This is a genomic window from Bariatricus sp. HCP28S3_A7 (assembly GCF_052066375.1).
Taxonomy (GTDB): domain Bacteria; phylum Bacillota; class Clostridia; order Lachnospirales; family Lachnospiraceae; genus Allocoprococcus.
Genome location: NZ_JBQHSG010000045.1, coordinates 1 through 9,885, shown reverse-complemented (window position 1 = coordinate 9,885; position 9,885 = coordinate 1). Strand labels below are relative to the sequence as shown.

The 9,885-nt window shown below is 43.0% G+C and carries 6 protein-coding genes and 1 pseudogene; all 7 read right to left on the bottom strand.

Annotated elements, in window-relative coordinates; translation table 11 throughout:
• Window positions 1-214 precede the first annotated feature (214 nt).
• Entirely contained in the window at window positions 215-2,815 is a 2,601-nt protein-coding gene (locus ACTNA4_RS15420) for a sensor histidine kinase (protein WP_427808067.1), read from the bottom strand.
• Between the two features lie 15 nt (window positions 2,816-2,830).
• Window positions 2,831-3,526: a response regulator transcription factor gene (locus tag ACTNA4_RS15415; protein WP_427808069.1), complete on the bottom strand. Its 696-nt coding sequence runs from the start codon at window positions 3,524-3,526 to the stop codon at window positions 2,831-2,833.
• Window positions 3,527-4,047: 521 nt separating this feature from the next.
• Window positions 4,048-4,801 (bottom strand): annotated as a pseudogene (locus tag ACTNA4_RS15410) (flotillin family protein); the annotation flags it as partial.
• The gene (locus tag ACTNA4_RS15405; protein ID WP_441030965.1) at window positions 4,795-6,645 is read right to left on the bottom strand and encodes an ATP-dependent nuclease; all 1,851 of its coding nucleotides are present in this window, start codon (window positions 6,643-6,645) and stop codon (window positions 4,795-4,797) included. The gene ACTNA4_RS15405 and the pseudogene ACTNA4_RS15410, both read right to left, overlap by 7 nt.
• A 312-nt stretch (window positions 6,646-6,957) precedes the next feature.
• On the bottom strand, window positions 6,958-8,133 hold the full coding sequence (locus tag ACTNA4_RS15400) for an iron-containing alcohol dehydrogenase (RefSeq protein ID WP_427820548.1): 1,176 nt from the start codon (window positions 8,131-8,133) through the stop codon (window positions 6,958-6,960).
• Window positions 8,134-8,243: 110 nt separating this feature from the next.
• A complete protein-coding gene (locus ACTNA4_RS15395) occupies window positions 8,244-9,449 on the bottom strand; it encodes a MalY/PatB family protein (protein ID WP_441030968.1) in 1,206 nt (401 codons plus the stop codon).
• Between the two features lie 75 nt (window positions 9,450-9,524).
• Complete coding sequence (locus tag ACTNA4_RS15390) at window positions 9,525-9,710, bottom strand: hypothetical protein (protein WP_441030963.1); 186 nt, start codon at window positions 9,708-9,710, stop codon at window positions 9,525-9,527.
• Window positions 9,711-9,885 lie beyond the last annotated feature (175 nt).

The following is a 9,885-nucleotide window of genomic DNA, read 5'->3' as shown; positions in this document are numbered from 1 at the left end:
TCCAGTAGTTGCCGCATAAGCCTGTCGGTTAAGTTCAAAATCAACCTTTTTGCACTAGATAGGGGTAGTTTGCGCTTTTTTGGCTATTCTGAAGGTTTTGTTTCATAGTAATATTGTAAAACGGAAATGTTGGAAACGCAAGGGGTTTTCACATGAATAAGGAGCCCGGCTTGCGCCGGGCTCCCGCTCTCTGAAAGGTTTCACATTTTCTAACTTATTCTGCTTTCGGAAAACAGATCAACACTTTAAACAAATCTCCATCCAGATATAATTCAAAAGTACCTCCCTGTAATTCTGTAAGATTCTTTGCTATCGATAATCCCAGACCGCTTCCTTCCGTACTTCGTGAAAGATCTCCCCTGATAAAACGCTCTGTCAACTCATCCGCAGAAATATTCAAAGGCTGTTCTGACACATTTTTCAAAGTAAAGCGGATCTCCTGTCCCACGGTCATCAGATCAACATACACTCTGGTGCCCTCCATCGCATATTTTGCCGCATTATTGAATACATTAAATAATACGCGCCACATTCTTCTGCCATCCGCAAATATAATTGCCGGTTCCTCCGGAAGATTCACAACCAAATGAAGGTTCCTGTCTGTAAATTTTTCTTCCAGCTCTGCGTAGGTCTGATTGACCAACTCGACCAGATTCAGATTCATTTTCTCCAGTTTAATGTTACCGCTGCTGACCTTGGAGGCTTCCACTACATCTTCCGTCAACGTTTTCAGACGAAACGCTTTTTCTTCCAGAATCTGAAGATAATTCTGTATCTTCGGATCCTCGAAATTCTCACGTTTTAAAAGTTCCACATAATTGATAATGGAAGTCAGAGGCGTCTTGATATCATGCGAAACATTGGTGATCAGATCCGTTTTCATCCTCTCATTTTTCATACTTGCTTCCAGCGCACGATCCAACCCGTCTCCAATCTTATTAATCTGTTCCGCCACTCCCCGCTGCTCACCGCTCAATCCTTCCAGTGGAATCTGATAATCAACCTGTCCCTCCGCAATTGCAGACACTCCTTTTCTGATCCTATTGCGTCCGAGTGTCGAACGAACCACTACAACAAGCGCCACCGCTTCCGCCGCCAGCATGACGATGAGCCAGAAAGGTGCTTGCCACGCCCAACCGACAGCAAACCAGTGAAGCAGAGTAAATACTCCAAATCCGACCAAGGTCCCCCACAAAGCATTGATATTGGAAAACATCATTTTTATAAACCTGCATATCCAGCAGAAAAGGCTGTTTTTCCAGATCGTATGTGCTTTGATTCTTCTTGTCATTCCAAACCACAAGATCGAAACTGCCGCGCAGAGCAGCATAAAAGCCATGCCCAACAATATGACACTGTCCCACGTCCACAAAATATATCCATTGGAAATTGCATAGGACGTCGAACTGGTGGTTGTTGATGTCGTATAATGATAATATCCCTGACTAAAGATAGAATCACATACATAAGCAACAGCAGTTACAGCCAGGGCACATGCACCTCCCACAATCACAATGAAAATTTCCGTCTTCATTCTGTCTATCGTAAGAAGGCAGACTCCCTCCTCACGGTTGGAACGGCCGGATATGATTGTAAGCCACGTCAGGCAAATCAAAAAAATAATTACCGCTGTTATTCCGATTCCAAAGACCGTCCTGTAAACGGGAGCATATTCACTATACACTTCATTTTCCTGGTAAAATTGGTCCTGAACCGGATATGTAGTATCAACCGCAAATGCACAAACATAATCATTAGTCCGTACAAAAGACGAAATCACACTTTTCCATACCGTTGCCGATTTCTTCATATTACTTTCAAACTCAGCAAGTTTTGGCGTAACAACAACATATTTTCCATATTTCTTGATGTACTCAATGCCCTCTTTCCAATCTGACATTCTCAAAATCTCTGCCCTATTGGAATAGATTTTTCCTGTTTTTCTGTCCACCAGCAAATAATAAAGATTCGAATTTCCTTCCGACCATTCATTCAGGATCGTCCGGCAGTTATCCACTTCATTATTAATCTGATCCACCGCTTCTGCGATTGCCTCCATCACTTCACTCAGTTTTCCATTCCATCTCGGATCTGTATTCACCAGTTCCACCAGATTTGATACTCCCAGCGGTTTATATGTTTCTTCTACCATGTACCCGTCGTATAGCCAAAAGCTGGTAAATGCAATTCTCCCATCACTGTCGAGCAGATTTTTGTATAGGCTCTCATAGCCTACCTCTCCGTTTAACAGTAATCCAAATATCTCTTCCTGTGTTTCGTACCCGAAGCTCTTTGCTTCTTCTATCGTAGAAAATCTTAGTGATCCATCCTCAAGCATTTTCTGAAATTCATCCTGGTAAAAATACTGGTATGTACCATCTTCACGCTTACAGACTATGATTTTTTTATCGATATCCGCTGTCGCCCCATAGTTTCCATATACCCCGGTTATCCCCCATTCATACAAATCACCAAGCCTATATGCCAGACCGCTTTTATTCTCACCCGAGATTGTTTCATCATCCAGGAATTCTCTGAGGTCTACCGTCTTATTTTCATCATAGACTCCTTCTGTTTCGAATTCTTCCATTCTGGGTTCAGCCCAGATTATGTCCGATGCAACTCCCTGAAGCTGTTCTTCAAAAGCTTTGGAGTCTTCGTATTTCTGCTCCGGTTTATCCAAAATCGCCGCCATACCGCCATTCATATAACAAGTCATCATCCACACAAGACAGACCGCCGCAGTTGACGCCATCAGATGTTCCAACACAAGAAGAACTCCCTTACATGGCGCACTCCTATACCATTTATTCATACTGTCGCCTCCTGATTATATTTTTTCCACCTTATACCCTACACCCCAGACGACTTTAAGATAGCGAGGTTCCTTTGGATTAATCTCTATCTTTTCACGAATATGCCGGATATGTACCGCAACCGTATTATCTGCGCCGATCGCCTCTTCATTCCAGATACTTTCATAAATCTGATTGATTGAAAATACTTTTCCTTGATTTTTGACCAGTAAAAGTAGAATATTATACTCAATAGGAGTTAATTTGACTGTCTCACCATCCACGGTCACCCGCTTTAAATCATCCCGGATGACCAGTCCTCCGGTTTTAAATTCATATTTGCTGTCTTCTTTTGATGTACTTCCAAGCTGGGTATAACGACGCAACTGAGATTTCACTCTTGCAACCAATTCAAGCGGATTGAACGGTTTCGTCATATAATCATCCGCACCGATATTCAGTCCCAGAATCTTATCTGCATCTTCCGACTTCGCTGATAAAATAATGATCGGCAGACTCATCTCTTCCCGAATCTTTAAGGTCGCCCTGATTCCGTCAAGACGCGGCATCATGACATCTATAATCAGAAGATCCACTTCCTTTTCCTTTAAAACTTTGATTGCTTCTTCGCCATTATAGGCTTTTAGCACCTGATATCCCTCCTGAGTCAGGTAAATATCGATCGCATCTACGATATCTTTATCATCGTCACAAACTAAAATTGTAGACATATTCATCACCTCCTCTACAGTATACAAGATTATCAAAGATTTTTTAAGAGCATGCGGGGAGTTTTCTTAATATTCCTTTAAGAAATTTTCGATTTCTTTTAGAATCTACTCATACTTTAGACACATTTTCAGTATATACTTAGAGTCAGATAGTTGATAAAACAACTATCTCCCCCCTCATAAAGTAAGCGCAATCGGGGATTCCCGATTGCCGCACTTTACTCTCATTCCTTTAGATAACGATAAAGAAATCCGCCAGTCCCCATGACTGGCGGATTTTCTTTATTCATTATCATTCTTGTCACTGTTTTCAGCTATTTTCGCCCCGGCAAATCCTGCCAGCACTGCCTGCAGATCAATTCCTGTGGATTCTTTGAGTCCATCCGTCACCTGATTCAGAGTTCCCATAATATCTTTCATCAGTTTTGCGGAATTTCCTTCACCGTACATCGTAATCTTATCAACTTTTGCGAGTGGTTCCGCATTGATCTGCGCTTCTTTTGACTCTCTGTCAGCCTCCGCCTTTACAACTGCTTTTTCTTTCTGTGCTTTTGCAATTGCATTGGCAATCTCCAGTTCGGAACTTACCTGTGCATCGTTCGCCTCTTTCTTGGCGATCGCCTGAGCCCGGGCGATTTCTTTTTCACTTTCTGCTCTTGAAATTGCCGCATTTTTCTGGATCTTAACGATATTATCCACACCAAGGTTCTCAATGACACCATTCTCATCCACAAAATTCTGCACGTTAAAGCTGACAATATCAAGTCCCATCGCCGCAAGGTCCGGCTCGGAGTTCTCTTTTACAAGTGTCGCAAATTTCTGGCGGTCTGAAACCATTTCCTCCAGATTCATCTTGCCGACGATCTCACGCATGTTACCTTCCAGAACTTCTCTTGCAACCTGCTTGATATAGTCTGTCGGCTGATTCAGGAAGTTCTGAGCCGCCAGTCCAAGTCTTTGTTCATCATCACTGATCTTCACATTGACGGCCGCATCGACCCGGATGTTAATATAATCGGCTGTCGGAACCGCACTCGATGTCTTCACATCGATTGGAATCAACTGCAGATTCAAAGCATCCTTCTTTTCAAGAAACGGAATCTTGATGCCTGCTTTACCGATCAGGACTTTTGGCTGTTTCCTCAGACCGGAAATGATAAATGCCGTATCGGGAGATGCTTTCACATACTCTGTAGCCAAAAACAGAACAAGGATTACCACGACCACCGCAACAGGAATAATCACACCTGCCATTTCAATAATTTCACTTAACATTTTCGATTTTCAAAATAGATAAATCGGTCTATCGCGTCAAGAATGTCTTCAAAATCCTCTCTCGGCGCCAGATCGATATATTTTCCAAGGATTTCTTCCTCTCGGTCCTTGTACCTTCCATAGAAAATATCGTAAAGATTATGTCCCCGCATATGGATCCGAATCTCTTCCATATGATCTTTCACATCCTGCACACATATAAGATCATGTCCGATTACTTCCCGAAGCTTTTTGCCGCTGGAAAGGCGATACAAATATTCCTTCCATTTTACGAGGAACGCTTCATAAAACGCTTCTTCCGAATCAACGATCCCGATCTTCGCCATAATACAGGGATTAAAGAAATAATTTTCAAAAGAATAATACTTCAAAATCAGTACATTTTTCTCTGTCACGCGCGGCAGTCCGTCTGCGTCCTCCAGATTGCGTTCTTCATAATAACGACACAAACTGCGCTTCAGCTTTTCACTGTCTTTGCCGTCTCCATCACGGATCATAAGGAACGAATCTTTCAGATAAATCTGGTTCATATATTTTAAATTCGCATACGTCTTGATGTTTGTGCAGCTGTTCGTTGTAATAATCGCAACTCTGGAGAGCTTTCCCTGTTCATCATATATCTCGGAATAGTATTTTCTGAGAAGAAGCGGCAGACGGCTTTTGTCCTGCTTTCCTTCCACGATGAATACAAAATCCACGTTCATCAGATCATTTGCCGAGTATCCCAGGTCATTCAGCACCGCACTGATATCCGTCTTCTCTTTCACCTGCGAAAATTCGTCCTCATCCTCTACAATCTGGCGAATCTGACGATTGTTGAAATTGGGAAGTAGGTTCGGAGAATGTGTGGAAAACATGACCTGCTTTTGTTTTGCCAGCCGATACAGAATATCTCCACTTACTTTCTGGAGCTGTGGATGCAGGAAGATTTCCGGCGTCTCCACGATCACAATGCATGGGAGCGCATTCTCATCATCCAGTCCTGTTTCCAAAAGGGAAAGCATGTAAATACTCCTCATCCCTTTGCCCATGTGTTCCGCCGGATGTGTTTCATTCCTGGATTTTCCCCGTATCTCGGCAGTCACCTGCAGCATACGTTCCACGTCACGATTCATAGAATAAATAATCTCCGCCTGTCCGCCGTTTTTGCGGAAATTCTGATTCACCTTTCTCGCAAATGCATCCAGATTCAGCTGGTAAAGCTTATAATCCAGAAGCTTAGCCGCCTCAAACGCATTCATTTCTTCCGGCGTTTTCTGATTGATCAGTCCGATACATGAAAAACAATGTGTACACTTCTTGGCGCGTTCAAACATACAACAATCCGCACGCATCTTCTTGAGCAGTTCATCCTCCTGAAGCAGAAGAATATCATCCTGAAGCTGCCTGAGATTTCTCTGTGCATCTACGTGATAAATTCTCGGAAATACCTCTAAAATATAAGGGTTATTCTTCTTCACACCATCACTATAACGTATCTTTCCATCCCGATTCGCCACAAACTCAAAGTTCACTTCACCGTCTTGAAAAGAAGGCAGTTTTTTGCAGAAATCCTGAAACCAGATATCATATCTTCTGTACTGACTTACAATGCCGTTCTGATGAAGTACATGCAAATCTTCTTCTGTTATCTCAAGCGTCATAAATATTTCAATATTCGGGAAGTCTTCCTGAAAATCTTCCGTACAGATCTGATAGGTCCCGCCCACCGCACAGACGGCCTCCAGCACTGCTGTCTTTCCGGTATTATTCTTTCCCACCAGAATTAATGCATTTTCAATCTCTTTGATGTACATATTACGGATAGATTTGAAATTTTTAATCCGAAGATTGGTAATCCTCATATGCAGCACCTCCACATCGCTATTTGCCTTTATCTTATCACAGCAAAGAATAATTAAGACATTTTTTGTAGCTTTCTTAAGAAGTTTTTTATATTTTTTCGATTTCTTTAATGGTCTCATCACATTTTGGACATATTTTCAGGGTATACTAAGTATCAGATAGTTGATAATACAACTATCTCCCCCCTCATAAAGTAGCGCAATCGGGGGAACCCGATTGCCACACTTTACTCTCATTCCTTTAGATAACTATAAAAACAACGAAACCCGTCAGCCGAAAGGTTGGCGGGTTTTCGCGTATCCAATTCATTTTTACAGCATCAGGCGATATATATTTTCCACATCCTGCTGATTCAATGTAACAAAACCACCGGTTGTTCCGTTTTCCACATCTCCATAGCAGCAGGTATATGCAAGTTTCTCAATATCTTCTTCTTTTGCTCCGAGTTCTTCAAAATTTTTTGGCATACCAATTGAAATCAGGAAATTCCTGAGTGCTTCGATTCCTTCTTTTGCTGTTCTCTCCGGATTCTGGAAATCCATCTGACATCCCCATACTCTTACCGCGATCTGCGCAAAACGCATGACATCATGGTGAAGATTATAAGTAAAGACAGCCGGCATAACCACAGCAAGCCCTGCACCATGTGCGCAGTCATACATTGCCGAAAGCTCATGCTCAATGCAATGGCTCGTCCAGTCCTGACTTCTTCCCACACCACAGGAATTATTATGCGCCATCATCCCGGCCCACATGATATTGGCACGTGCATCATAATTATCCGGATCTTCGATCACTCTTGGCCCCTCGTGGATCATCGTCAGAAGCAAAGCTTCGATCATCCGGTCTGTACATTCCACTTCTTTGGTATTCGTCAGATAACGCTCGTACAAATGTGCCATGATATCCGTAATGCCGCACGCAGTCTGATAAGCCGGCAGTGTCTGCGTCAGGGCAGGATTCATAATCGTGAATTTGGGTCTAAGTGCTTCCCCCGTAGTGGATCGCTTATACATTCCCTCTTCTTTCGTGATGACAGAATCAGCAGAGCCTTCGCTTCCTGCTGCCGAGATCGTGATCACCGTGCCGATCGGCACGGCCTCATTTACAATACCGCCCTGATAATAATCCCAGAAATCCCCATCATACGGGACGCCTGCCGCGATCGCTTTGGCTGAGTCGATCGTGCTCCCTCCACCCACAGCGAGAATAAAATCCACGCCTTCTTTCCGGCAGAGTTCGATTCCTTCATATACGAGTCCGCTTCTCGGATTCGGCTTTACACCACCAAGTTCTACATAACCAATCTGTTCTTCTTCCAATGATTTCTTCACGCGCTCAAGCAGTCCGGAGCGGATAACGGAACCGCCGCCGTAGTGAATCAATACTTTTGTTCCTCCGAAACGTTTTACATATTTTCCTGTTTCATTTTCCGTGTCTTTGCCAAACGCAAAATACGTTGGTGCATAAAATGTAAAATTTTCCATACATTCTCCTTTATCTTCATCATCAAAAGTCTGAAAAGTTTCCTTTTCTGTCAGAAAATTATACCATGCGGAATAGGGAAAAACAATCGAAGTTTCATCCCTAAATAAGTTTATGGATTGAAAACATATTTATCCAATCTTTCAAACGCCTCCTGCACCCTTGTAAACGGAAGCGCCAGGTTCATTCGGATCGAATGCTCTCCGTGGAACGGTCGTCCATCCTGCCAGCCGACGCCTACACGATACCCTGCCTTCAGAAGTTCATCGATCGTCTTGCCATGCTTCTCACACCATTTGGTACAATCAAGGAACAACATATAGGTTCCCTGCGGTTTGCTTAACGTCACGCCATCAAAATGTTCCAGAATATAATCATATGCGTAGTTCACATTTCCGGACAATACTTCCCGCAGTTCATCGACCCATTCCATACCTTCCGGTCTGTAAGCTCCCATCAGAGCATACATGGACAATACATTCATGGAATTATAATGGCACTTACTGCTGCAGGCGCGTACGCGGTCACGCAGATAAGAATTATAAATAATATGATAGCTTCCAATCAGTCCCGCCAGATTAAATGTCTTGCTCGGTGCGTAAAGTGCCATTGTACGATTTCTTGCATCTTCGCTGACCGACTGCAGCGGAGTATGATGATTTCCATTTAAAATGATATCGGACCAGATTTCATCTGAAATCACGACACAATCATTCTTCCGGTACACTTCCATTGCTTTTTCCAGTTCTTCGCGCTCCCATACTCTTCCGGTTGGGTTATGAGGATTGCAGAATACCGCTACGTGGATCTTATTCTTCTTGATCTTCTGATCCATGTCGTCATAATTCAATCGCCAGATTCCGTCTGCATCTCGCTTGAGCTCGCTGAGAACGATCTTGTATCCGGCATTCGTAATACTTCTGGTGAATCCGATATAGGTCGGACTATGCACCAGCACACTGTCCCCCGGCGCAGCAAATGCGTTGAGCGCTGAAACAAGTCCTCCCAACACTCCATTCTCATATCCAATACATTCCTGAGTAAGCCCGGTGACATGATTACGTGTCTCCTGCCAATTGATGATTGCCTGATAGTACTCTTCTCTGGGATCAAAATATCCAAACGCAGGATGTTCAAGACGTTCTCTGATAGCCTCCTGCACAGTCGGGACTGTTGCGAAATTCATATCCGCAACCCACATCGGGATAAAATCAAATTCCTCATCACGAGGTCCAAAATCCGGAGATTTTTCCGGTACATCGACTGCAATAGCATCTTTTCCCAGGCGATTCATTATTGTTGTAAAATCATACTTCATTTTCATTCACTCTCCTTATTTATTATATAAATTCTTTGTCCATATCACCACAATCGTTTTCCTAACACTTGCCCATTATAATTCATAACTCTCCACTACCACTTTCCTATTCACGATCCCCTTCTCCCAGATCATCAAATGTACCTGAAAATTAATCCCGTCTTTCACATTCACAAAAGGTTCTTCTCGGAGAAGCACAGATTCCTGCCCCTGAAGTTTCAGTTCTTCCTGCCTCTTTTTCACCTTCTCAATCAACGCCATATATTTTTGATCTTCTTCTCCGAATGAGCGCCTCGGATATACTGCAGATTCTTCTTTTAATCTCTTATTTACTAAGACTTCCCATACCCAAAATGGGATTTGTACCTTGAAAATTCAATATTTCAGCTAATAAAATAGCGATTTATGCCACTGCAACCTGTGTATGAAGCGCATC